The sequence below is a fragment of the Actinomadura hibisca NBRC 15177 genome, from assembly GCF_001552635.1.
GTDB lineage: Bacteria > Actinomycetota > Actinomycetes > Streptosporangiales > Streptosporangiaceae > Spirillospora > Spirillospora hibisca.
Genome location: NZ_BCRO01000086.1, coordinates 1 through 23,076 on the forward strand (window position 1 = coordinate 1; position 23,076 = coordinate 23,076).

Genomic DNA, 23,076 nt, shown 5'->3' on the forward strand with positions numbered 1-23,076 from the left:
CCGCCCCCACACCCCCAAGACCGGCTCCGCCGCACAGTCGCGTCACGGCAGTGCGAGAACGATCAGGCCGTTTTGGACGTGAACTGTGCAAGGTCTATCCAGCGCGACGATTACTCCGCTGAGCTGGAGTTTTTGCGCTGGTTGGTGTTGAAGCGCGCTTTCTTCTGGCGGTTCCCGCACGTGTTCATGTCACACCATCTGCGGGTGCGGCTCTGGCTGGTGTCGAAGAAGGCGGCCTGGCAGGTGGGTGACGCGCACAGGGCCAATTTGCCGTCTCGTTCACCCGCGATGATGTTGATCGCATCAGCGGCGATCACGCCGAGGGCGTCTTCCACGCCGGAATCCGCGTTGAGCCGCCACTCCCGCTTGCCCTCGGGCGTCAGGATCGCGGCGGCCCGCCCCTCGGCACTGCGGTCGTTGATGACCTGAACGGCGGACGCGGGCAGCGGGTGCTGGAGCGCGGCCGCTGTTGCGGCCAGGTGAATCGCTTCCCTCAACTCCCGAGCGAGGTCGAGTTGGGCAGCGGTGCAGGAGTCCACGGCGAGGCCGTACACCGCCAGCCAGTCGACGAGTCGTTGCGGCGTGGGAATGCGCTCGACGGGAGTGCCGTAACGCTCCGAGAGGGTCCCGGTGAAGCTGGTCGCCAGCACGGTGCCGAGGCGGAAGTCAGGGAAACCGGCAGGCATGGAACCACCTTAGCTGGTTTTGCATGGCGGCGTGGGGGCATGTTAGAACCGTCTTAGCCGGTTCCGCGATGGCCAGGAGGTCTCATGTCCCGCCCGACCAGCGACGTGCAAGCATTCGAAGCCCACGCAACTGACGCCGACCTGGAAGATCTGCGCGCACGACTGGCCGCGGCGCGACTACCGGAGGCCGAAACGGTGCAGGGCGCCGCGCCCGGCCCTGACCGATGGGGCCAAGGCGTTCCTCTCGCCGACCTCGTCGATGTCGTGAACTACTGGCGCACCGAGTACGACTGGCGGTCGTTCGAGAAGCGCCTTGACCACATCGGCCAGTTCCGCACGACCATCGACGGGCTGGGAATCCACTTCCTGCACCGCCGGTCCACGCGTGCGGACGCCACTCCGCTGGTCCTGACGCATGGCTGGCCGGGCAGCATCGCCGAGTTCATCGACGTGGTGGACGAGCTGGCAGACCCGGAGGACGCGGGCGCGCCGGCGTTCCACGTCGTGGTCCCGTCGCTGCCGGGCTTCGGTTACAGCGACAAGCCGACCACCAGCGGGTGGAGCACCGGGAAGATCGCGGCCGCCTGGGTGGAGCTGATGGGAAGGCTCGGCTACGACAAGTTCCTGGCGCACGGCGGCGACTGGGGAGGCAACATCACCACGGTCCTCGCGGGCAGGTTCCCGGAGCACGTCCTCGGCATCCACACCCTGTTCGCGGGGGCGGTGCCCGGGGCGACGATGGACGGGCTGACGGCGGACGAGCGCAGGTGGGCCGAGGGAACCCAACACTTCTGGCACCACCGCGCGGCGTACGCGAAGCAGCAGGCGACCCGGCCGCAGACCATCGGCTACTCGCTCGTCGACTCACCGGTCGGGCTGCTCGCCTGGCTCCTCGACAAGTTCGCCGAGTGGTCGGACACCGAGGACAGCCCGTTCGAGACGATCTCCAGGGATCGTGTCCTCGACGACGTCACCCTCTACTGGCTGACGCGGACCGGTGCGTCGGCGGCCCGCATCTACTACGAAAGCCACAACTCGCTCGACCCCGAACTCCGGGTGGACGTCCCGACGGCGATGACCATGTACCCCCGCGACATCGAGAAGATCCCGCGCCCCTGGGCCGAGGAGCGGTACCGGCAGATCGTCCGCTGGAGGTCACCCGAACGCGGAGGCCACTTCCCGTCGCTGGAAGTCCCCGAGTACTTCGTCAAGGACTTGCAGGAAGGACTCGCAGCAGTACTGGCCGCCCACCGCTGACCGGCAATGTGAATGACGGACCTTCGGGCAGGCTACTGGCAGGTTGTCGGGCCATGTGGTTCGCCTGCCCGAAGGGGCCCGTCACGCCCTTTGCGAGCGAAGCATCATGAACCGGGCCCGCCCGTAGGTGCGCACCCTGAGTTCGCCGCCCTCGCGAACGACGATGCTCGCCAGCTCACCCCGATAAGGGGCGACGATGATTCCCCCCGGCCTCGTCTGCTCGATCCACGCCGGTGGAACATCGTTGATCCCGCACGTCACATGGATGCGGTCGTAGGGGGCGCCGTCCGGGAATCCGTTCGTTCCGTCGGCAGTGATCAGCCGGGGCGCGTGCCCGGCCGCGTGCAGGTTCCGCGAAGCTCGCTGCGACACCTGGGGATCGACTTCCACCGTCGTCACTGCCGGCTCTCCTACAACGGCACTGAGCAGCGCTGCCGTCCACCCGGTACCGGTGCCGATCTCCAGCACGTTGTGACCTTCGCGGGTCCCGAGAAGCGACAGGAACGCCACCACGGTCGAGGGGGCCGAAGCCGAGGAGGTGAACCGGGCGCCTTCCCGGACGGCCTCAGTGATCGGGAAGGCTCCATCGTCGATCTGCGTGATGATCGCTTCATCCGCGTAGCAGGCCCGCAACCACGTCTCCGGGTCGGCCTCTCGGTCGATCACATATCCGGGCCGATCATCTGGAGAAACGTAGGCGGGGGAGGGGATGAAGAGGTGCCGGGGGACGGCGCGGAGAGCTCCTTTCCACGGGCCCAGATCTCCGAGCTTCTCGATCTCGCTGATCATCGCCTGGTTGAGGCGCTCCGAGTCCATCGCCTACTTGCCCTTCTCGTGCTTCCCGCCGCCCTTGGGGTCCTCCTTCTCCGGGGGTGGTACCGGCCGCCCCTTCTCCTGTCCGTTCTTGTCGATGTCCCTTTCCCTCTTGCCCATGATGACGTTCCCTTCTACGGGCACCGGATTTTCGCGCTCCGTCGTCTCGTCACGAACATGACGGTAGGAAGGCCGTCCCACGCTGGTCCATGAATTTGGCAGTCTTTGGCAGTAACTCTCTGCTGCTGGCTCTTGACGCTGCCCGGAGTGACGGCGAGGGTCGGTTGCGTCGTCTCAACGGGAGGTTGCGCGTATGGACTTCGTCGGTATGGATCCGCACAGTCCGGCGGACAAGTGCCCGGCCGTCCACGTCGAGCCGGCGACCGGTGACCTCTACCTGGTCGGCCGTCAGGTCACCGACCCCGCCACGCTGGCCAAGCTCGCAGAACACGCCTCGATCGAAGAGGACGAGACGGCGATCTGGATGCCCGCCCGGATGGGGCCCTTCCTCCGTGAGGCCGTCACTGGCGACCACGAGCCGGGCCGACAGGGCAGAGGGGAGCCGACGCTCTCCGAACTGCTGGCCGGCTGCCGCCGCTCAGTGGTCCACCTGGAAGCCCGTGACACCTACGACGCCACCGATCCCGCGTTCCTCAAGTGGCGCGAGAACGGCGACACCTCGTACGACTGGGACGGCTGGGTCGAGAAGCTGTCCGACGCGATCGCGCGAGGCGTGCGGTTCCGGCGGCTGCGGATCGTGTCAGAGCCGGTCAGCGACTACATCCGGTGGGAGCACGCCATCAGCTACGGCAACGTGCGGGCCGGTGAGGAACTGCGCTGGCTGCCCCGCCGTCTGGCCTTCGACCTGGCGCAGCCGGTGGCCGACTACTTCATGTTCAATCAGAGGTTGATCCGCTACAACTTCACCGCCGGGGACGGCACCGACACCGGCGACATGAAGTACGTGACCGACCCACGCCAGATCGTGCCCGTCGTCGGGCAGTTCGAGATGTTGTGGGAACGGGCTGTCCCGCACGAGGACTACGACCCGTCCTGATCCTCGGCGGCGTTGAGCGCCTCGCCGATCAACGCGCGCGCCCTGTCGCCGAACACCGCCAGCGACGACAGGCGGTTCCATTCGAACTCGTACATTGCGATCTCGGCGGGCGTGGTCACCGACAGGTACCCCGAGACGAGCTCGACGGTGACGAGATCCGAGTCGAACATGTTGAACGCCTCGGCCGGGTGGATTCCCCGGCGACGGGCGTCCATCGGGATGATCCCGAGTACCACGTTGGGGCGGCGCATGACCTGCATGAGATGCCGCAGTTGGGCCGCGTGGACCTGACGCGAGTAGGGTCGGAACCGCAGTACGGCTTCTTCGAGCACGTACAGCCAGCGGGCGTCGGGACGTCCGAGGAGCCCTTGACGCGCCATCCGTTCGGCCACCGCTTCGGCCAGATCGTCGTCCGCGTCGGGCACCTCCACGCTCTGCTCGATGATCACGCCCGTCAGCGCGTGCCGCGTGTAGTCCTCGACCTGGAGCATTCCGGGGATCAGCTTGGGTTGGTACGAGCGCGACAGCGTGAGCTGTTCGTACTGCTCCCGCACCGACTTCTGCGCTCCGGCCAGCCCGCCTCGGTTGAGTTGCTGGTAGGTCATCCACATGCGCTCTGCCGCCGCCTGCTCGGACAGCAGTTCCTCGGTCCGGCGCGGTGACGCCGCACAGACCCGGCACCACAGCCGGACATGGTCGGCGGTGATCGTCCGCTGTCCCTTTTCGACTTTGGACACCACCGACGAGTCCCGCCATCCCGCCAGCTCAGCGAAGCGGACGCCGGAGATATGCGCCGCCTCACGCAACGCCCTGAGTTGCTCGCCCAATCGCTGGCGTGCGGCCTGGGCGCTGGAAGAGGAGGGTCTGGACATCAGTTCGCATCATCGCGGACGCGCGTCGGTCAGGGCGGCCCTTTGACGGGCTTTGCCATGCTGGTCAGCGTGCAGCCGGGCGGGCGCGTCCGGCTGGCCGTCGCGCTCGATCTGCTCGTTCACGTCGCGACTCCCCGTCCTTCGGACGGAGGTCGGCCCGCCTCGGCGTCGTCCGGTTCGGCAAGGGCGGCGCCATCCGGCGCCGCCCTTCCGCACGTCAGCCGGGTGGTGTCACTCCGGCGTCGACTCCTTCTCGTAGGCGTCGATGATCGCGCCGAGCTTGGCGAACTTCTCGGTGTAGGAGTACGGGTAGACGCCTCCGGGCAGGGGCGGCCGGTCGGCGTCCACGTACTGGGTCCCCAGGTTGGAGAACACCGTGATGATGTAGTGGCGGCCGCCCTTGCCGCGGAACTTGACGATGCCCGCGTCCGAGGCCGAGTTGTTCACCCAGCCGGTCTTGTGCAGGAACGACACCTCGGCGGCGGTGTTGCACGGGCGGACGTCGGCTCCGAAGTTCGAGCCGTTGACGTTCACGGTGCCGTCCGCCTGGAGCCAGGGAGCGCCGACCGCGTGCGGGATGCCCCGGGCCGGGTAGGTGCCCGAGCACCGGTTGGCCGAGGACAACATGTCGTTGAAGCCCTGCTGCCCCAGCTTGGCCTTGAAGACGTTGCGCGAGGTCTCGCTGAGCACCGCCCTCGGCTTGACGGGGTCACCGTTCGGCGCCGTCCACACCGTCCCGGCGGAACCGTTCACCAGCACCAGGAGCTTGGCGGTGTCCAGCGAGTTCATCGTGACCGGGTTGCCCCAGCGGCCGCCGTTCACCGGGTTGGTGTTCTTGAGCTGGATCGTCTCCAGGCCGAGGTCCTGGAAGGTCTGGTTGAGGGTGCCGATGTAGTCGTGGTCGTGCATCAGCTTGACCAGCGCGCACGCGGCGCCGTTCGACGACCAGGTCAGCGAGTCGTTGATGTACGACTCGACGGTCCGGCTGGTCGCCCCGCCGCACAGGGAGCTGATCGTGGTGGGGTTGTAGTCGTAGGTGTCGGTCAGGCGGATCTTGCCCTGGTCGACCATCCGCAGCACACCGAAGTTCACCGCGAGCTTCAGGACGGACGCCGGGTAGGGCGACATGAAGTCGTACTCGGCGTTCTCACGTCCGGGCACGATGTCGACGGTGCCCCGGGCGTTGTTGGCGTACCAGCCCGCGTCGTCCCACTGCCGCCACCGCACCGCGTCGGTGCGGAGGTTCTCGTCGACGGGGACGACCACGCCGTCCTTGTACTGCGGGCTCATCAGCACGGTCCCGGACCTGGCGGGCTTGCCGCCGCTGTCCAGCTCGATGACCGTGGCGTCGATCTGCGGCTGCTGGACGATCGGCTTGGCGTCGGCCGCCGCCGCCAGGAGCCGCGACCGCTGCCCGGCGGCGGTCGCCTCCTTGTCCACGGTCACCAGCGTCCTGGCCAGTGCGCTGCTGGGCGGCGCGGTGTCCAGCACCTCCTGGAACCTCAGCCGCTCCATGGTCGAGCGCAACTGCTCGGCGACGGCACTGGTCTGCGCGGGGGCCGCAGAGGCCGGTCCCATCGCGCCCATGGTCAGCACGCCGGCCATGGCCAGCCCGATCGTTCCGTGAACCCATGTCCGTCGCATCCACACCCCTCGATGGTTCTGACAGTTTCAAGATCATTTTAGGGCGCTCTGTCGGTTCCATCGCGGTACTTGCGAAAAGTCCGACGCGGCGTCGTCATGACCTGCGCCGGGGGCTCGATGGGCGATCGCATGCCGAACGTCGATGCCCGGAGGCTCGGGCCGTACCTGCGACGGGCAGGGTGCGAATCCATCATTTCTCGACTGTGGAGGCAAAGGAGATGCCCCCATATTCGGTCACGGATATGGGGGCGCTCGTGGCGGGGGTTTCTGGCTCGTCAGAGGCTCTTGAGTGCCTTTGCGAAGTGGGTGAAGTCCTGACGGCCGATGAGGATGTTGCCGCCGTCCGGGTCCTTGCTGTCGCGAATTGCCACCGTGGTGGGCGCCGACGCAACCTCGATGCAGTCACCGCCGTTGTCGGTGCTGCGGCGTGCCTTGCGCCACACGACGTTGCTCAAGTCCATTTCTCCTCAATCACCTTTCTTATAGCGTCTCGCGTCTGGTCTTCCGGCAACGCCTTCGCTCGCAGCTTTACCAGCGATTGCGCGATCTGCGCGAGGTCATCCGGGCTATCGGTAGTGATACCCCGGATGGTGGTTTCTAGATAAGCTATCTCGCTTCGGTCGTTCATCGTCGCGAGAATGAAAGCGCCACCGAACGCGGCGGGCCGACCACTGTTGGGGACGAGTTGGATCGTGATGTTCGGCCACTCGCTCAGCTCGATCAGGTGCTCCAGTTGAGCCCTCATGATCTCAGTCGATCCGACGCCGTGCGTCAATACTTGCTCGTTGAGGAGCACGACCAGGGTGAGGGGCGCGGGCTTGGTGCGGGTGAGTACCGCCTGGCGCGCGATGCGAGCTTCTACGGCCTCTGCGCTGAGGAACTGTGCGGCGTACGCGGGAGTCTGAAGGAGGCCGGGCACCACGGACGGCTGCCACGTGACCGCCATGTCCGCTTCGGCTTCGACCTGCGGCCAGTCGAACCAGAGGGGAACGGGGCTGCCGTCCTCCTTGGTCAGGTCGTCGTACAGCTCCAGGAGCGCGCCGCCCGCGCCGGTGACTTGATCGACCGTGGTCGCGAAATTGCGGGAGCAACGCTTCTTGCCGGTTTCGACTTGCGAGACGAACGAGTCGCTTGTATTGGTATGTCCTGCTATGGCCTCTTGGGTGAGATTGGCGTGAATTCTCACGCGTTTCATCTGCCGCCCGAAAGCCTTCAGGGCGGGCTCTGACCTGCGCGTCTTGCGAGCGGGGGACATGATCACTTCTCCTTACCGGGTTGACTGGATGCTAGCCGTTCTTCGTCTTCTGCATGGTTCTTTCTGCTGGATGGCTAGCTTGCAGAGTCAGGGCTTAGAAAGGGGGCGCAGGTCAGAGCGATCAAAGGCGGAAATGATGATCATAAAAGAGGAACTCCGTCCGCCGGAGTCGATCACCGAGCCGTCGGTGCTGGTGATCTACGCCGAGCCGCAGTCGGTCAGGGCAGCGCGCGGATTCGTTGGGCGGTGGTTCGAGGATCACGCCATGAGCGCCAGTGAGGACGACGCCGTCACCGCCGTCTCCGAGATGGTCACCAACGCCTTCAAGCACGCCTGCGCCCCGGGCGAGAAGATCGAGCTGTGCGTCTACCGCAGTGCGCCGGGCGTGGTGATCGAGGTTCTCGACCCGTCGTCGGAGCTGCCCGTCATCAAGCCGTTCGACCTCACCAGCGAGGACGGGCGGGGGCTGGCGATGCTCTCTCTGCTGGCGGCGCGGTGGGGGACCTACACCCGGCTCGCGGGCGGCAAGTGCGTGTGGGCGGTGATCGCGTGAGTCGGCCGGACGACCACCTGGACGCCGTGCAGGCCGCGACGGCGATGATCGTTCTGGCGCGCACCCTCAACGATCTCGACGGTTGCGTCGCCGTGGTGGACACCCGCACCGAGGTGCCCACCGTCCTCGCCGGCAACCGCGACGCGTGGGGCACCGCCACCGTCCGCGTCTGGGTGTCCGGACGGGCCTTCATCTGGCAGCACGGCGTCTGCCCCTGCCTCGCCCTGGACGAGTTCGTGTCCCTCATCCACCGCGTCGGGCCGCACGAGGGGTTCTAGCACTCGATGACGTTGACGGCGAGGCCGACGCGGCTTTGACCGCTCCGCCAGGTCTAGCGGTGTGTCGCTGGAGTCGAAAGGCACGATCACAGCTCGTCGAGCCGGGCCTGCCAGCGCCGTTCCTCTTCCTCCTGTCCTTTTCGCCGAGCGATATGGGCGGCCAGCTCGGCCACACCGGCACGAATGTCATCGACCTCGCGAAGTTGCCAGGCGGGCTGCCGGGTCAGATCCCAGACGATCGCGTCCGCCGCAGGTTCGGCGGCGATGACCCGCCAGCCGCTGTCGGCGAGTTGTAGAGCGACCGTTTCTTTGCCGACGGCGGTAAGGCAGCACATACGGTGGTAGATGTTCCGGGCACGGTTGGTGTAACCCAGTTCGTTGGCGTCGACCAGATGCTTGTAGGCTTCCGACGGTTCAACCGGCATTAGGCAGAATCCCCAATGATGGTGAAATTGGGAGTTCTGGGGGATTGCGTGCACGGCGAACTCGAAAATCGCCGCCGCCTCCCGGAACCTCTCCTGCTTCAGCAGGCGTAGGGCGTGGTTGGACATCTGGGGTTCCAGGAGCTGGACCGATGTCGCCGCGAGGTTGCCTCCCTCGGAGGCGGCCGTGTTGACGACGGTGATGCCGTTTTCCCAAGGGACGCTTTCGCCCTGGTCGTCCACCACCCGAAGAGCGATCTCCTCGTTCAGTTGCGCGGTGACGATGTCGCGCTCTCGCATGAGATCTTCGCCGCACGGTGGCGTTTCGTGCCCTCTGAGCCATCGGTGAGCGAGATGGAGGGAGCTGGTGGCCCACTCCTGGAAGAAGGTGCTCGAGAAGTGATCCACCGCCCACCGGTAGTACCGGTGAAGTTCCAGATCACCTTGAAGACGGTCCTGAGTGAGCTTCTCGATCCGGTGCGGCGGCCTCAGGAGCACCAGATCCTCGATCGGGGCGGTGGCCAGCCACGGCATGATCGAGTCGAACATGCCGGTCACCACCTGTCCGACGTAGCGAAGAAACTCGTCGGAGTTCGCCGGGGGCGCGGGCTTCTCCTGGAGGTCCAGCACCTTGAGCCAGCCGTCCAGGTCGAAGTCCGCGAGCCATCCGTCCCGATCGAAGTCCTCGATCTCCAGCGGGCGGTGGATTCTGATGTAGGGCACCACGTGCGCTGACAGCACCGCCATGACGACCGATCCCACGATCTGCTGCCCCATCCCGTACCGGATCAGGGAGTGGGCATCCAGGCCGCGGCGGCTCAGTTCGCGGGCAGCCGTCCGAACGGCGGACAGACGGCCGTCGGCACTCTCGGTGGGGGAGTACAAGCCGCCTTCCAGTCCGCTGCGGATGGATTTGACCAAGCTTGTCGTCTGCCAACAACTCGGCTCCCGTCCCTTGTCGCACAAGTACGCCTCATGGGCGTCGAAGGGCTTCTCCGTGCTCATCGGGAGGGCGTCTCCAGAGGGTGGACCTTGATTCTTTACGATAGTGGCTGTCAGATTACCAGGATCTTGGGTATCATCATGTCCATGAAAGCGGAGACGGGTGGCTTGGCATGAACGAAGCGATCTATCTTCCGTCCGACCTCGCCAGCAGCAAGCGGACCGACTTCATCCGGGAGGCCCGGGAGGGGGGCGCGCGGCTGCGCGACAAGGACGGGACCAGTCTCGTGATGCTTCCTGAAAGCAGGCTTGAGCTTTTGGAGAGCCTCGAAAAGTGGAGTGCGGCATACGTGCAGGTCAATCACGCGCTGCATCGTTCGGCGACACCGCCGTCGTTGAGTGATCTGGGGGAACTGGGGTGGCTGCGCCGGTTCGACCGTGATGACCAGTTCGAGTTCCTTCAGGAGCTGCATGACGCGCTCCTCGCCGCGCGTGCGGATTGCGACCTGAGTCCGCTGCGTGAATGCCTGCACGAGTGGCAGGTCACCGCCAGAGAACTTGAAGATCCGCTGCGCAAGCGGGTGCTGCTGGAGGACTTCCGCTCGGAAGACTACGTTGAGGCGGCTGAGCCGGATGACGCCGGAGAGTAACTACCGGCCTTTCGAGCCGGCCCGCCGACCGGGCGGACGGCCCGACAGTCAGCCCAAGTACCGCGTTCTGGTGCACCGCAGGTTCCGCGACCACTGGGATGAGCTGGTGGACCGCGTCGGGCTCAAGATGGCCCAGCAGTTCTGGGACCATGTCTCGAACTCTCCTGGGAACCCCGATCCCATCGCGGCCACCTGCTATCTGCGCGGTAAAGCCGGAAGGCCGCGTGGTGTCGGCTGGTCTCGTACGATTCACTACGAGATCAGCGGGCCCGGACGCATCAACTATCAATATAACGATACTTATCAGACGTCTCCTGACGGGGATGTGCACCGTGTCGTCGCGATATTGACCATTAATTACAGCAGTCACTGAGCAAGAAGCGTCACGGGCTTCCGTGGCTCATGGGCGTGGGATGCGGTAGCGGCCTTCCCCGCTCCCGGCGTCCCCCGTCCACGCGAACGACGATCGAGCCGACCGCGCGGACGCCTAGCACTCGATGACGTTGACGGCGAGGCCGCCGCGGCTTGTCTCCTTGTACTTGTCCAGCATGTCGCGGCCGGTGTCGCGCATCGTCTTGATCGCCTTGTCCAGGGACACGAAGTGGCGGCCGTCGCCGCGCAGCGCGAGGCGGGTGGCGCTGATCGCCTTGATCGCGCCCACCGCGTTGCGTTCGATGCACGGCACCTGCACCAGGCCGCCCACCGGGTCGCAGGTCAGGCCCAGGTTGTGTTCGATGCCGATCTCGGCCGCGTTCTCCACCTGTTCGGGAGTGCCGCCCAGGACTTCGGTGAGGCCCGCCGCCGCCATCGAGCATGCCGAGCCCACCTCGCCCTGGCAGCCCACTTCCGCGCCCGAGATCGACGCGTTCTGCTTGAACAGCACGCCGATCGCGCCCGCCGTCAGCAGGAAGCGGACCGCGCCCTCGTCGTTCGCGCCCGGCACGAACTTGTCGTAGTAGTGCAGCACCGCCGGGATGATGCCCGCCGCGCCGTTCGTCGGGGCCGTCACGATCCGGCCGCCCGCCGCGTTCTCCTCGTTCACCGCCAGCGCGAACAGCGTCACCCAGTCCATCGCGTGCAGCGGGTCGGATGCTTCTTCGGTCACCAGCTTGCGGTGCAGCTGGGGCGCGCGGCGGCGCACCTTCAGGCCGCCCGGCAGCAGGCCCTCGCGCGCGTTGCCCCGCGCGACGCACGCCTGCATGACGCGCCAGAGCTCGATCAGGCCGTCCTTGATCTCCTGCTCGGTGCGGCCGAACGCCTTCTCGTTCTCCAGCATCAGCGCTGAGATCGACAGGCCCGTCTCGTGGCAACGTTCCAGCAGTTCGGCGGCGGTGTCGAAGCGGTGCGGCAGCACCGTGTCGTCGGCCTTGATCCGGTCGGCCCCCGTGGCGTTCTCGTCCACGATGAAGCCGCCGCCGACCGAGTAGTACACCTTGGACCGCAGCTCGTTGCCGTCGGCGTCGAACGCGGTGAAGCTCATCCCGTTCGGGTGGCCCGGCAGCGACTTCTTCCGCTCGAAGATCAAGTGTTCGTTCACCACGAACGGGATGTCGTGAGAGCGGTACAGGCGCAGGGTTCCGTTCTCGCGGATGGTCGCCAGGCGCGCGTCCACCCCGTCCACGTCCACCAGCTCGGGCTTGTCGCCCTCCAGGCCCAGGATGACGGCCTTGTCGCTGCCGTGCCCCTTGCCCGTCAGGCCGAGCGACCCGTACAGGATCGCCTGGACGGAGGCGGTCTTCTCCAGCAGGCCGTCGTCGTGCAGGCCGCGCGCGAACCGGTGCGCGGCCGCCATCGGGCCCCCGGTGTGGGAGGACGACGGGCCGATGCCGATCTTGAAGAGGTCGAAAACGCTGATTGCCATGAAGGGGTGCTACCTCGTCGTAGCGGGCCCGCCCCGCCCGGTGGGCGGAGCGGGCCGGTGAGTTACAGGTTCGGGTACAGGGGGTGCTTGTCCGCCAGCGCGCGCACGCGGGCCGACAGCGCCTCGGCGTCGAACGACGGCTGGAGCGCCAGCGCGATCACGTCGGCGACCTCGGCGAAGTCCTCGGCCGTGAAGCCGCGCGTGGCCAGCGCCGGGGTCCCGATCCGCAGGCCCGACGTCACCATCGGCGGGCGCGGGTCGTTGGGGACCGCGTTCCGGTTGACGGTGATGCCGACCTCGTGCAGACGGTCCTCGGCGTCGCGGCCGGTCAGCTCCGAGTCCACCAGGTCCACCAGGACCAGGTGCACGTCGGTGCCGCCCGTCAGCACCTTCACCCCGGCCTTGGCCGCGTCCTCGGCGAGCAGCCGCTCGGCCAGGATGCGGGCGCCGTCCAGGGTGCGCTGCTGGCGGTCCTTGAAGCCGTCGGACGCCGCGAACTTCAGCGCGACGGCCTTGGCCGCGATCACGTGCTCCAGCGGCCCGCCCTGCATGCCGGGGAAGACGGCCGAGTTGATCTTCTTGCCGTACTCCTCCTTCGCCAGGATCAGGCCGCCGCGCGGACCGCCGAGGGTCTTGTGCGTGGTGGTCGTGACGATGTCGGCGTGCGGCACCGGCGACGGGTGCAGCCCCGCCGCCACCAGGCCCGCGAAGTGCGCCATGTCCACCATCAGCAGCGCGCCGACCGAGTCGGCGATCTCGCGGAAGGCGGCGAAGTCGAGCTGGCGCGGGTAGGCCGACCAGCCCGCGACGATCATCTTGGGGCGGTGCTCGGCGGCCAGCGCGGCGACCTCGTCCATGTCGACGAGGCCGTCCTCGGCGCGCACGTGGTAGGGCACCACGTTCAGCGTCTTGCCCGAGTAGTTCAGCCGCATCCCGTGGGTGAGGTGCCCGCCGTGCGCGAGGTCGAGGCCGAGGATGGTGTCGCCGTGCTGGAGCAGCGCGAAGTACACCGCCGTGTTGGCCTGCGCCCCGCTGTGCGGCTGGACGTTGGCGTGCTCGGCCCCGAACAGCGCCTTGGCGCGGTCGATGGCGAGCTGCTCGGTGACGTCGACGTACTCGCAACCGCCGTAGTAGCGGCGGCCCGGGTAGCCCTCGGCGTACTTGTTGGTCATCACCGAGCCCTGGGCCTCCAGGACCGCCACGGGGGCGAAGTTCTCGGAGGCGATCATCTCCAGGGTCGACTGCTGGCGGTGCAGCTCGTCGGCGATGGCCTTGGCGACCTCGGGGTCGGCGACGGCCAGGTGCTCGTTGAGGTCCACGCTCAGGACTCCTCGATGAGCTTGCCGTACGCCTCGGCGGTCAGCAGGTCGCCCGGCTCGTCGCCGATGCGGACCTTGAAGATCCAGCCCTCGCCGTAGGGGTCGTCGTTGATGACCTTGGGCTCGTCCAGCACCGCCTGGTTGATCGCGGTGATCTCGCCGCTGACCGGGGAGTACAGCTCGCTGACCGACTTGGTGGACTCCACCTCGCCGCAGCTCTCGCCGGCCTCCACGGTGTCGCCCTCGCCGGGCTGGAGCTCGATGAAGACGATCTCGCCCAGCGCGTCGGCGGCGTGCGCGGTGATGCCGACGGTGACGATGCCGTCCTCGGCCTCGGTGCCGTCGAGACCGGCCACCCACTCGTGCTCTTCGCTGTAGCGGAGCTGCTCCGGAACGCTCACGATCTTTTCTCTCTCCAGGTCTCAGGAACGCTTGTAGAAGGGCAGGACGACCACGTCGACCGGCTCGTGCCGGCCCCGCACGTCCACCGCGAGTCCGGTCTCCCCGACCCCGCTGTCGAGGTAGGCCATGGCGATCGGCTTGCCCAGTGTGGGCGACGGGGCGCCACTGGTCACGACCCCGCACGGCGTGCCGTCGGAGGTGACGACCGCGTACCCCTTGCGGGGCGCGCGGCGGCCGCGCGCGACCAGCCCCACGAGCCTACGGCCTGCGGGGGTCTGGGCCGCGGCCTCCAGCGCGGACCGGCCGACGAAGTCGCCGGGCTTGTCGAATTTCACCACCCGGCCGAGGCCCGCGTCGAACGGGGTGGTGGCCGAGGTCAGCTCGTTGCCGTACAGCGGCATCCCGGCCTCCAGGCGCAGGGTGTCGCGGGCCGACAGGCCGGCGGGGACGACGCCCTCGACGTCGGCGAGGGTCTGCCAGGTCTTGACGGCGTCGCCGCTGGAGACGAAGAGCTCGAAACCGTCCTCGCCGGTGTAGCCGGTACGGGCGATGAGCGCATCGACGCCCGCGACCTGCCCGGCCATGATCGCGTAGTACTTCAGGTCGGCCAGCGGGGCGTCGGTGAAGCGGGCGAGGATCCCGGCGGCGTCGGGGCCCTGGAGGGCGATCAGCGCGTAGGAGTCGGAGCGGTCGTCCACCGCCGTCTCGAAGCCCGCGGCCCGCTCGACCAGCGCCTCGCGGACGACGTCCACGTTGGCGGCGTTCGCCACCACCATGTAGGTCTGGTCGGCCAGCCGGTAGACGATCAGGTCGTCCAGCACGCCGCCGTCCGGCGCGACGATCATGGTGTAGCGGGCCTTGCCCACCGCCATCGGCGACAGGTTGCCGACCAGCGCGTGGTCCAGCGCCTTGGCCGCCTCGGGCCCGGACAGGAAGATCTCGCCCATGTGGGACAGGTCGAACAGCCCGGCGCCGGTGCGGACGGCCTTGTGCTCGGCGGTCTCGCTCGCGTAGCGCAGCGGCATCAGGTAGCCCGCGAAGTCGACGAGGTTCGCCCCGAGGTCCTGGTGGACGTCGTACAGCGGCGTCTTCTTGGGCTGGGAATCGGCGGACATGCGGGTCGGCTCCTTCGTCGCGGGCACGCGTGGGCACAATCGTCCCACCCGCGCACCGGGCGTTGTCGGTGCCTCCCCCTCTGTCATCGGCGCCTGAGAGTTTCACCCCGGGGTGGCGGGGCTTTCACCTTCGGCGGGGGACCGGCAGGGGTCCCCGCTTTCCAGAGGTCGCCTGGTCCGTGCGGTCCGTGGGCCTGAGAGGTTCCGGGGAGGATTTGCTCCTTCGGCGTTCCGCGCTGGCTGCGCGGGACTCTCCCGCACGGGATCATCGGCTGGGGCCAATCTAGCAGCGCCGATGCCGTGCGAACAGCGCTCTCCGGGCCCGATCGGAGCCGGGCTTCAGGCCGCCAGCGCCTTGCGCAGGGTGCGCAGGCACAGGCTCAGCGCCGTGTGCTTGGACGCGCCGTTCTCCCGGACGTGCGCCCACGCCGCGTACAGCAGCGACCACATCGTCTGCTGCACCCACTCGTCCGGCAGTTCCGGGTCGAACGCGCCCTCCTCGCGGCCCCGCTGGATGAGGTCCAGCAGCGCCCGGTCGGCGTCGGTCTCCTCCTCCCAGCCCTCCCAGCTCATGAGCTGGGGGTTCTCGAAGATCAGCGTCAGGCCCCGGCTGACCTCGAAGTACTCCTGGCACAACCGCTCCAGCGCGGCCATGGCGGGCCCCTCGCCGACGCGGGCGCGGTCGGTGGCGTCGCCGATCTGCTCCAGGACGTGCGCGCCGATGGCGTCGAGCAGGTCGGCGCGCTCGGGGAAGTAGCGGTGCACGGTGGTGCGGCCGACTCCGGCGGCGGCGGCGACGTCGGCCAGGGAGGCGGTGGGCGTGGCGGCCAGGGTGGTGACGGCGGCGTCGAGGATGGCGCGGCGGGTGCGCTCGCGCGTGCCGTTCCGTGCCGTCGGCCCGCCGCCCGACCGGACCGCCGGGGCTGCGGCGGCCTGCTCTTGCGTCATGCGCACAACGGTAGCGGCAGCGTTCGATTTGGAACACCTTTGACATTTATGGAACAGTTCTGTTCCACTAGAGAGCATGGATGCTCCGCCTCCCAAGGCTCCCCTCTCCCTTCCCCGCCTCCGGTTGCTCTGGACGTTCGCCCGGCCGCACCGGGGGATGCTCGCCGCCGGGCTCGTGCTCGCCCTGCTCGGCTCCGCGCTGGGCCTGGCCACCCCGATGGTCACCAAGTGGGTGCTGGACACCCTGGCCGACCGGGGCTCGCTGGCCGCCCCGATCGTCGCGATGGTCGTGCTGTTCCTGGTCGGCGCGGTGGTCTCGCTGCGGCAGTGGGTGCTGCTGGGCGCGATCGGCGAGCGCGTGGTGCTGGAGGCCCGCGAGTCGCTGGTGCGGCGCATGTTGCGCTCGACCGTCCCGGCGCTGACCCGCCGCTCCACCGGCGAGCTGGTCACCCGCGTCACCTCCGACACGCTGCTGCTGCGCGAGGCCGCCGCCGGGAGCCTGGTCGGGCTGGTCAACGGCCTGGTCATGCTGGTCGGCACGCTGGCGCTGATGGGCGTGCTGGACCTGGTGCTGCTCGGCGCGACGGTGCTGGCCACGGCGGTGGTCGTGGTGCTGTTCGTCGCGCTGATGCCCGCGCTGGCGGCGGCGCAGGTCCGCGCGCAGGACCACGTCGGGCGGCTCGGCGGCGTGCTGGAGGGGGCGCTGCGGGCGATCCGCACCGTCAAGGTCAGCGGGGCCGAGGACCGGCAGGCCGAGGCGATCCTCGCCGACGCGCGCGCCGCCGCCGAGCACGGCGTGCGCTCGGTGCGGCGCGAGGCGCTGGCCTGGACCGTCGCGTGGTCGGGCCTCCAGGTCGCGATCATCGTGATCCTGGGGCTGGGGGCCTGGCGGGTCGGCGCGGGGCGCATGGAGGTGTCGGCGCTGATCGCGTTCCTGCTGTACGCGTTCGGCCTGATGGAGCCGATCATGCAGCTCAGCCAGAGCCTGACCACGCTCCAGTCCGGCATCGCCGCCGCCGAGCGCATCCGCGAGGTGGACGACCTGGAGACCGAGCCGGTGGCGGTGCCCGGGACCGGCGCGACGGGCGACGCGGCGGGCCCGGTGCTGGAGCTGCGCGGCGTCACCGCCGGGTACGGCCCCGACGCCGCGCCCGCCGTCCGCGACATCGACCTGACGGTGCCGCGCCGGGGCCACATCGCGATCGTCGGGCCGTCCGGCGCGGGCAAGACCACGCTGATGTCGCTGATCCTGCGCTTCCTGGAGCCGCAGGAGGGCGAGCTGCGGCTCGACGGCGTGCCCTACCGCGACCGCACGCACGCCCAGATCCGCGCCCGCCTCGCCTACGTCGAGCAGGACACCCCGATCGTGCCGGGCACCGTCGGCGCGAACATCCGCTACGCCCGGCCCGACGCCACCGACGAGCAGGTGGCGCGCGTGCTGGCCGACGTCCGCCTCGCGGGCAAGATCGAGGCGCTGGACGAGGGGCTGGACACCCCGCTCACCTCCACCTCGGTGTCGGGCGGCGAGCGGCAGCGGATCGCGCTGGCCCGCGCCCTGCTGCGCGAGCCGGAGGTGCTGCTGCTGGACGAGGCCACCGCCCAGCTCGACGGCCTCACCGAGGACGCGGTGCAGCGCTGCATCCGCGAGCGCGCCGCCGCCGGGGCCGTCGTCACGATCGCGCACCGGCTGTCCACGGTGATCGACGCCGACCTGATCGTGGTGATGGAGGACGGCCGGATCCGCGCGCAGGGCGGCCACGAGGAGCTGCTGGCGTCCGACCGGCTCTACGCCGAGCTGGTCGAGGCGCTGCGCATCGCCGCGCGCCCCGACCGGCTCGACGCGGCGGCTACACCGGCGTGACGTAGGCCCCCGAGATCCCGCCGTCCACCAGGAACTCCGACGCCGTCACGAAGCTGGCGTCGTCGGAGGCCAGGAACGCCACGGCGGCGGCGATCTCGGACGCCTCGGCGAAGCGCCCGACCGGGATGTGCACCAGCCGCCGCGCGGCCCGCTCGGCGTCCTTGGCGAACAGCTCCTGGAGCAGCGGCGTCGAGACCGGCCCCGGGCACAGCGCGTTCACCCGGATGCCCTCGCGCGCGAACTGCACGCCCAGCTCGCGCGACATCGCCAGCACGCCGCCCTTGGACGCGGTGTAGGAGATCTGCGAGGTCGCCGCGCCCATCACCGCCACGAACGACGCGGTGTTGATGATCGACCCCTTGCCCTGCGCCCGCATGTAGGGCAGCACGTACTTGCAGCACAGGTAGACGCTGGTCAGGTTGACGTCCTGGACGCGCTTCCAGGCGTCCAGCCCGGTTTCCAGGATGGAGTCGTCGTCGGGCGGGGAGATCCCGGCGTTGTTGAACGCGACGTCGACGCGCCCGTAGGCGTCGTGCGCCGTCGCGTACAGCGCCTTGACCTCCTCCTCGGCGGTGACGTCCACCCGGACGAACAGCCCGCCGACCTCGCCGGCCGCCGCCTTGCCGCCCGACTCGTCCAGGTCGGCGACCACGACCGTGGCCCCCTCCTGCGCGAACCGCCGCACGGTGGCCAGCCCGATCCCGCTCGCGCCGCCGGTCACGACGGCCACGCGGCCTTCCAGGCGCTTCACTTCTCCTCCTCGGTGGCGATGAAGACGTTCTTGACGTCGGTGAACGCGGCCAGCGCGTCCGGCCCCAGCTCGCGGCCCAGCCCGGACTGCTTGAGGCCGCCGAACGGCGTCCAGTACCGCACCGACGCGTGCGAGTTGACCGACAGGTTCCCGGCCTCCACCGCGCGCGCCATGCGGATGCCACGGCCGAGGTCGCGGGTCCAGATGGAACCGGACAGGCCGTAGGGGGTGTCGTTGGCCAGCCGGATCGCCTCAGCTTCGTCCTCGAACGGCGCGACCGTCACCACCGGCCCGAACACCTCCTCGTGCCAGGCGGGCAGCGTCGCGAAGTCGGGGGTGGCCAGCACGGTCGGCGGGAACCAGAACCCCGGGCCCTCGGGCGCGGTGCCCCGGAACGCCACCGGCGCGCCGTCGGGCACGTACCCGGCGACCTTCTCCCGGTGCGCGGCGCTGATCAGCGGGCCCATCTGCGTCTTGGCGTCGCGCGGGTCGCCGACCGCGACGGCGCGGACGGCCGGTTCCAGCAGCTCCATGAACCGGTCGTAGACGCTGCGCTGCACCAGGATGCGCGAGCGCGCGCAGCAGTCCTGCCCGGCGTTGTCGAACACCGCGCCGGGGGCGGTGGCGGCGGCCCTCTCCAGATCGGCGTCGGCGAAGACGATGTTGGCGCTCTTGCCGCCCAGCTCCAGCGTCAGCCGCTTCACGCCGGGCGCGCACGCCGCCATGATCTCCTTGCCGACCCGGGTGGAGCCGGTGAAGACGATCTTGGCGACGTCCGGGTGGTCCACCAGCCGCCGCCCGGCCACCGGGCCCGCGCCCGGCAGCACCTGCACCACGCCCTCGGGCAGCCCCGCCGCCAGGGCCAGCTCGCCGATCCGCAACGCGGTCAGCGGTGTCAGCTCGGCGGGCTTGACGATCACGGTGTTGCCCGCCGCCAGCGCCGGGGCCAGGCCCCAGCCCAGGATCGGCATCGGGAAGTTCCACGGGACGATCACCGCGACCACGCCCAGCGGCTCGGCGAACGTCACGTCCAGCCCGCCCGCCACCGGGATCTGCCGCCCGGACGGCCGCTCCGGCGCGCCCGCGTAGTAGTGCAGCACGTCGCGCAGGTTGTCGGCCTCCCAGTACGCCTGGCCGATCGGGTGACCGGCGTTGCGGACCTCCAGCGCGGCCAGCTCGTCGCGGTGCGCGTCGATCGTCTCGGCGAACGAGCGCAGCAGGCGCGCGCGGTCGCCGGGCGCGACGTCGCGCCAGGACCGGAACGCCCGGCTGGCACGTTCCACCGCCGCGTCGGCCTCCTCGGGGGAGGCCAGCGCGACCGTCTCCACCACCTGCTCGGTGGCGGGGTCGATCACCTGGTAGTCGGTCATCACAACCTCTCGAAGCCTCGGAACATCTCCCAGTCGGTGACCGCGCGGTCGAACGCGGCCAGCTCGACCCGGGCGTTGTTGGCGTAGTGCTCCACCACGTCCTGGCCGAACGCCCGCTCGGCCAGCTCGCTGGCGCTCCAGTCGACGGCGGCCTCGCGCAGCGTCGTCGCGACCGTGTCGGCGTCGGTGGCGTAGGCGTTGCCCGCGAACGGGTCCTCCAGCGGCAGTTCCCGCTCGATGCCGTGCAGGCCCGACGCGACCAGCGCCGCGACCGCCAGGTAGGGGTTCACGTCCCCGCCCGGCACCCGGTTCTCGACGCGCAACGACGGGCCGTGCCCGACCAGCCGCAACGCGCAGGTGCGGTTGTCCACGCCCCACTTGACGGCCGTCGGCGCGAACGAGCCGGGCTGGAACCGTTTGTAGGAGTTGATGTTGGGCGCGAGCAGCAGCGTGAAGTCGCGCAGGCACGCCTGCTGCCCGGCGATGAAGTGCTCGCCGAGCTTCGACAGCCCGTGCGGGCCGTCCCCGGCCAGCACCGGGCGGCCCTGCCGGTCGCGCAACGAGAGGTGGACGTGGCAGGAGTTGCCCTCGCGCTCGTTCGGCTTGGCCATGAACGTGATCGACATGCCCTCCTGCGCGGCGATCTCCTTGGCGCCGGTCTTGTAGAGCAGGTGGTTGTCGCAGGTCGCGAGGGCCCTGGCGAAGCGGAACGCGATCTCGTGCTGGCCGAGGTTGCACTCGCCCTTGGCCGACTCCACGTACATCCCGGCCCCGGCCATCCCGTTGCGGATCTTGCGCAGCAGCGGTTCGACGCGGGCCCCGCCCAGCAGCGAATAGTCCACGTTGTACTGGTTGGCGGGGGTGAGATCACGGTAGGCGCGGCGCCAGGCGTCCTCGTAGGAGTCCTGGTAGACGACGAACTCCAGCTCCGTCCCGACGAACGCGTCCCAGTCGTGCTCGGCGAGCCGGGCGAGCTGGCGGCGCAGGATCTGCCGGGGCGAGGCCGCGACGTCCGAGCCGTCCGCCCAGCCCAGGTCGGCGTGGACCAGCGCGGTGCCGGGCAACCACGGGACACGGCGCAGCGTGCCGAGGTCGGGCCGCATGACGAAGTCGCCGTAGCCGGTGTCCCAGGAGGACATGGCGTACCCGTCCACGGTGTTCATGTCCACGTCCACCGCGAGCAGGTAGTTGCAGCCCTCCGAGCCGTGCCCGGCCACCTCCTCCAGGAAGTAGCGGGCCGACAGGCGCTTGCCCTGCATCCGGCCCTGCATGTCGGCGAACGCGATGACGACGGTGTCGATCTGGCCCGCCTCGGCCTCGACCCACAGTTGTTCCAGCGTGAGCGGTGCTTCGGGCATGGGTGCCGCCTTCCTGTCAGCCGAGGGCCTTGTCGACGGCCTTGAGCTCGTTCTCGATCGCGGCCAGCTCCTCCGCGCTGCCCTGCACCTTGGGCCCGGTGAACCACTTGCGGGCCGACAGCACCCACCACAGGCCCGCGCCGCCGAGCACCACGAGCACGGCCACGGGGGAGTAGTTGAAGGTGTCGCGGGTGATCGGGTTGGCGGGCGGCAACATGAACAGCACCGAGATGACCAGCACCCAGACCACCGCGACGATCCCGACCGGGCGGCTCCAGCGGCCGAGGTTCCACGGCCCCGGCCGGAAGTCCGCGCCCTGGCGCAGCCGCAGGAACGTCGGGATCACGTAGGCGATGTAGAGGCCGACCACCGCGACCGAGGTCACCGCCAGGTAGGCGGTCTTGTTCCAGATCGCGGGCAGCGCCAGCACGAACGCGCCCCCGGCGGCCAGCCAGATCGCGTTGGTGGGGGTGCGGGTGCGCTTGTTGATCGCGTGCCAGAACCGGGAGAACGGCAGCGCGCCGTCCCGCGAGAACGCGTAGATCATCCGGGAGTTGGCGGTCACCGAGGCCATGCCGCAGAAGAACTGCGCCACGAACGAGACGAGGATCAGCAGCTTGCCGGTCGTCTCGCCGGTCGCGGCGATGAAGATCCCGGCCGGGCCGTCCTTGACCGCCGCGCCGTAGTCCTGGATCGCGAAGGTGACGCCCAGCAGCAGGATCCAGCCCGCCACCACCGACACCAGCACCGAGTTGACGATGCCCCTGGGGCCCGAGCGCGCCGCGTCGCGGGTCTCCTCGGTCATGTGCGCCGAGGCGTCGTAGCCGGTCATCGTGTACTGCGACAGCAGCAGGCCGATCAGCGCGGCGTACCAGCCGTACTGCCAGCCCGTCTCGTTGACGAACTCGGTGAACACGAAGCCCGCCGACTGGTGGTGCGACGGCTTGAACACCAGCACCCCGACGACGACCGCGACGCCGACGACGTGCCACCACACGCTGACGCTGCCCAGCAGCGACACGAGCTTCACGCCGAACTGGTTGAGCAGCGCGTGCGCGGCCAGGATCACCGCGAACAGCACGAACGTGTGGCCGAGCGAGACGTCGAACCCGAACTGGAGGTCCAGCAGCGGGTTGAGGAAGGCCGCCGACCCGTAGACGATCGCGGCGGTCACCGCGACCTGCCCGATGAAGTTGAACCACCCGGTGAACCACGCCCACGCCGCGCCGTTGCGTCGCGCGAGCTTGGCGGCCCAGTAGTAGAGGCCGCCCGCGGTGGGGTAGCTGGAGCAGACCTCGGCCATGGCGAGCGCGACCAGCAGCGTCATCGCGCCGACGAACAACCAGCCCCAGGTGATGACGACCGGGCCGCCGCCGGCCAGCCCGATGGTGTAGGAGGTCAGGCAGCCGCTGAGCACCGAGATGATGGTGAACGAGACCGCGAAGTTGGAGAAACCGGACATCGAGCGGCTGAGCTCCTGGGCGTAGCCGAGCTCGTGCAGCCGCTTCTCGTCGTCGGACAGATGGTCGGGGGAGGGATCGGAAACCTGGTGCTCGTCGATGCCCACGAGCGTCTCCTCGCGTCCGGGACGGAGACCGTCAAAAGCGCGTAAACGGGCTAATGTCAGACCATTAACGTTTGCCGGACCCTCGCCGTCAAGAG

Annotated in this window: 23 protein-coding genes and 2 riboswitches; of the genes, 7 read left to right on the top strand and 16 right to left on the bottom strand. The window is 69.0% G+C overall.

Features of this window, described 5'->3' with window-relative positions; all coding sequences use genetic code 11:
• Window positions 1-110: 110 nt before the first annotated feature.
• The gene (locus tag AH6_RS33080; RefSeq protein WP_067488084.1) at window positions 111-686 is read right to left on the bottom strand and encodes a CGNR zinc finger domain-containing protein; all 576 of its coding nucleotides are present in this window, start codon (window positions 684-686) and stop codon (window positions 111-113) included.
• 84 nt (window positions 687-770) lie between these two features.
• On the opposite strand from AH6_RS33080, the gene AH6_RS33085 reads away from it, so the two are divergent.
• The gene (locus AH6_RS33085) at window positions 771-1,943 is read left to right on the top strand and encodes an epoxide hydrolase family protein (RefSeq protein WP_067488086.1); all 1,173 of its coding nucleotides are present in this window, start codon (window positions 771-773) and stop codon (window positions 1,941-1,943) included.
• A gap of 81 nt (window positions 1,944-2,024) precedes the next feature.
• On the opposite strand, the gene AH6_RS33090 is transcribed toward AH6_RS33085, so the two are convergent.
• Window positions 2,025-2,759 (bottom strand): methyltransferase domain-containing protein, encoded by a 735-nt coding sequence (locus AH6_RS33090; protein WP_067488087.1) that lies wholly within the window; start codon window positions 2,757-2,759, stop codon window positions 2,025-2,027.
• A 310-nt stretch (window positions 2,760-3,069) separates the two neighbouring features.
• Here AH6_RS33090 and AH6_RS45515 point away from each other — a divergent pair, with 310 nt between their 5' ends.
• Window positions 3,070-3,813, top strand: coding sequence for a DUF6879 family protein (locus AH6_RS45515; RefSeq protein ID WP_218005992.1), 744 nt, complete (start codon window positions 3,070-3,072; stop codon window positions 3,811-3,813).
• Here the strand turns inward: AH6_RS45515 and AH6_RS33100 are convergent.
• The 4 genes from AH6_RS33100 to AH6_RS33115 form a co-directional block, all read right to left on the bottom strand.
• Window positions 3,798-4,685: a helix-turn-helix domain-containing protein gene (locus AH6_RS33100; RefSeq protein ID WP_067488089.1), complete on the bottom strand. Its 888-nt coding sequence runs from the start codon at window positions 4,683-4,685 to the stop codon at window positions 3,798-3,800. The two genes, AH6_RS45515 and AH6_RS33100, sit on opposite strands and share 16 nt — an antisense overlap.
• 231 nt (window positions 4,686-4,916) lie before the next feature.
• Window positions 4,917-6,290 carry a serine hydrolase gene (locus AH6_RS33105; protein ID WP_067488091.1) on the bottom strand — a complete coding sequence of 458 codons (1,374 nt, stop codon included), beginning with the start codon at window positions 6,288-6,290 and terminating at the stop codon, window positions 4,917-4,919.
• A gap of 314 nt (window positions 6,291-6,604) precedes the next feature.
• Window positions 6,605-6,790: a DUF397 domain-containing protein gene (locus AH6_RS33110; protein ID WP_067488093.1), complete on the bottom strand. Its 186-nt coding sequence runs from the start codon at window positions 6,788-6,790 to the stop codon at window positions 6,605-6,607.
• Window positions 6,781-7,584, bottom strand: a complete 804-nt coding sequence (locus AH6_RS33115) for a helix-turn-helix domain-containing protein (RefSeq protein WP_067488168.1) — start codon at window positions 7,582-7,584, stop codon at window positions 6,781-6,783. The genes AH6_RS33110 and AH6_RS33115 overlap by 10 nt, the downstream gene beginning before the upstream one ends.
• A 136-nt stretch (window positions 7,585-7,720) precedes the next feature.
• Here AH6_RS33115 and AH6_RS33120 point away from each other — a divergent pair, with 136 nt between their 5' ends.
• Together AH6_RS33120 and AH6_RS33125 are read left to right on the top strand one after the other, a co-directional pair.
• A complete protein-coding gene (locus tag AH6_RS33120; protein WP_245679575.1) occupies window positions 7,721-8,137 on the top strand; it encodes an ATP-binding protein in 417 nt (138 codons plus the stop codon).
• Window positions 8,134-8,415 carry a hypothetical protein gene (locus AH6_RS33125; RefSeq protein WP_067488097.1) on the top strand — a complete coding sequence of 94 codons (282 nt, stop codon included), beginning with the start codon at window positions 8,134-8,136 and terminating at the stop codon, window positions 8,413-8,415. Before AH6_RS33120 ends, AH6_RS33125 begins: the two co-directional genes overlap by 4 nt.
• An 86-nt stretch (window positions 8,416-8,501) precedes the next feature.
• Here AH6_RS33125 and AH6_RS33130 read toward each other — a convergent pair whose 3' ends face one another.
• Window positions 8,502-9,842, bottom strand: coding sequence for a hypothetical protein (locus tag AH6_RS33130; RefSeq protein ID WP_067488099.1), 1,341 nt, complete (start codon window positions 9,840-9,842; stop codon window positions 8,502-8,504).
• A gap of 110 nt (window positions 9,843-9,952) precedes the next feature.
• On the opposite strand from AH6_RS33130, the gene AH6_RS33135 reads away from it, so the two are divergent.
• Together AH6_RS33135 and AH6_RS44330 are read left to right on the top strand one after the other, a co-directional pair.
• A complete protein-coding gene (locus AH6_RS33135; RefSeq protein WP_067488101.1) occupies window positions 9,953-10,429 on the top strand; it encodes a DUF6247 family protein in 477 nt (158 codons plus the stop codon).
• Window positions 10,413-10,802: a hypothetical protein gene (locus AH6_RS44330; protein WP_157431879.1), complete on the top strand. Its 390-nt coding sequence runs from the start codon at window positions 10,413-10,415 to the stop codon at window positions 10,800-10,802. Before AH6_RS33135 ends, AH6_RS44330 begins: the two co-directional genes overlap by 17 nt.
• Before the next feature lie 114 nt (window positions 10,803-10,916).
• Here the strand turns inward: AH6_RS44330 and AH6_RS33140 are convergent, their stop codons facing one another.
• The 5 genes from AH6_RS33140 to AH6_RS33160 form a co-directional block, all read right to left on the bottom strand.
• Window positions 10,917-12,290: an L-serine ammonia-lyase gene (locus AH6_RS33140; protein WP_067488103.1), complete on the bottom strand. Its 1,374-nt coding sequence runs from the start codon at window positions 12,288-12,290 to the stop codon at window positions 10,917-10,919.
• A gap of 62 nt (window positions 12,291-12,352) precedes the next feature.
• Window positions 12,353-13,609: a serine hydroxymethyltransferase gene (glyA, locus tag AH6_RS33145; protein ID WP_174555146.1), complete on the bottom strand. Its 1,257-nt coding sequence runs from the start codon at window positions 13,607-13,609 to the stop codon at window positions 12,353-12,355.
• A 2-nt stretch (window positions 13,610-13,611) separates the two neighbouring features.
• Window positions 13,612-14,010, bottom strand: a complete 399-nt coding sequence (gene gcvH, locus AH6_RS33150; RefSeq protein WP_067488105.1) for a glycine cleavage system protein GcvH — start codon at window positions 14,008-14,010, stop codon at window positions 13,612-13,614.
• 21 nt (window positions 14,011-14,031) lie between these two features.
• Window positions 14,032-15,126 carry a glycine cleavage system aminomethyltransferase GcvT gene (gcvT, locus tag AH6_RS33155; RefSeq protein ID WP_067488107.1) on the bottom strand — a complete coding sequence of 365 codons (1,095 nt, stop codon included), beginning with the start codon at window positions 15,124-15,126 and terminating at the stop codon, window positions 14,032-14,034.
• Between the two features lie 77 nt (window positions 15,127-15,203).
• Window positions 15,204-15,294: riboswitch (glycine riboswitch) on the bottom strand.
• A 4-nt stretch (window positions 15,295-15,298) separates the two neighbouring features.
• Window positions 15,299-15,394, bottom strand: a riboswitch (glycine riboswitch).
• 71 nt (window positions 15,395-15,465) lie between these two features.
• The gene (locus tag AH6_RS33160; protein WP_083983728.1) at window positions 15,466-16,074 is read right to left on the bottom strand and encodes a TetR/AcrR family transcriptional regulator; all 609 of its coding nucleotides are present in this window, start codon (window positions 16,072-16,074) and stop codon (window positions 15,466-15,468) included.
• A gap of 76 nt (window positions 16,075-16,150) precedes the next feature.
• Between AH6_RS33160 and AH6_RS33165 the strand changes: the two genes are divergently transcribed.
• Window positions 16,151-17,935, top strand: a complete 1,785-nt coding sequence (locus tag AH6_RS33165; protein WP_067488109.1) for an ABC transporter ATP-binding protein — start codon at window positions 16,151-16,153, stop codon at window positions 17,933-17,935.
• Here AH6_RS33165 and AH6_RS33170 read toward each other — a convergent pair.
• Genes AH6_RS33170 through AH6_RS33185 form a run of 4 tightly spaced genes read right to left on the bottom strand, consistent with a single transcriptional unit; the run spans window position 17,922 to window position 22,981 of the window.
• Window positions 17,922-18,686 carry a 3-oxoacyl-ACP reductase gene (locus AH6_RS33170; RefSeq protein WP_067488111.1) on the bottom strand — a complete coding sequence of 255 codons (765 nt, stop codon included), beginning with the start codon at window positions 18,684-18,686 and terminating at the stop codon, window positions 17,922-17,924. The genes AH6_RS33165 and AH6_RS33170 overlap by 14 nt on opposite strands.
• Window positions 18,683-20,056 (bottom strand): aldehyde dehydrogenase family protein, encoded by a 1,374-nt coding sequence (locus tag AH6_RS33175; protein ID WP_067488113.1) that lies wholly within the window; start codon window positions 20,054-20,056, stop codon window positions 18,683-18,685. Before AH6_RS33175 ends, AH6_RS33170 begins: the two co-directional genes overlap by 4 nt.
• Entirely contained in the window at window positions 20,056-21,414 is a 1,359-nt protein-coding gene (locus AH6_RS33180) for a glutamine synthetase family protein (RefSeq protein ID WP_067488115.1), read from the bottom strand. Before AH6_RS33180 ends, AH6_RS33175 begins: the two co-directional genes overlap by 1 nt.
• A 16-nt stretch (window positions 21,415-21,430) precedes the next feature.
• A complete protein-coding gene (locus tag AH6_RS33185) occupies window positions 21,431-22,981 on the bottom strand; it encodes an amino acid permease (RefSeq protein ID WP_067488117.1) in 1,551 nt (516 codons plus the stop codon).
• Window positions 22,982-23,076: the final 95 nt, after the last annotated feature.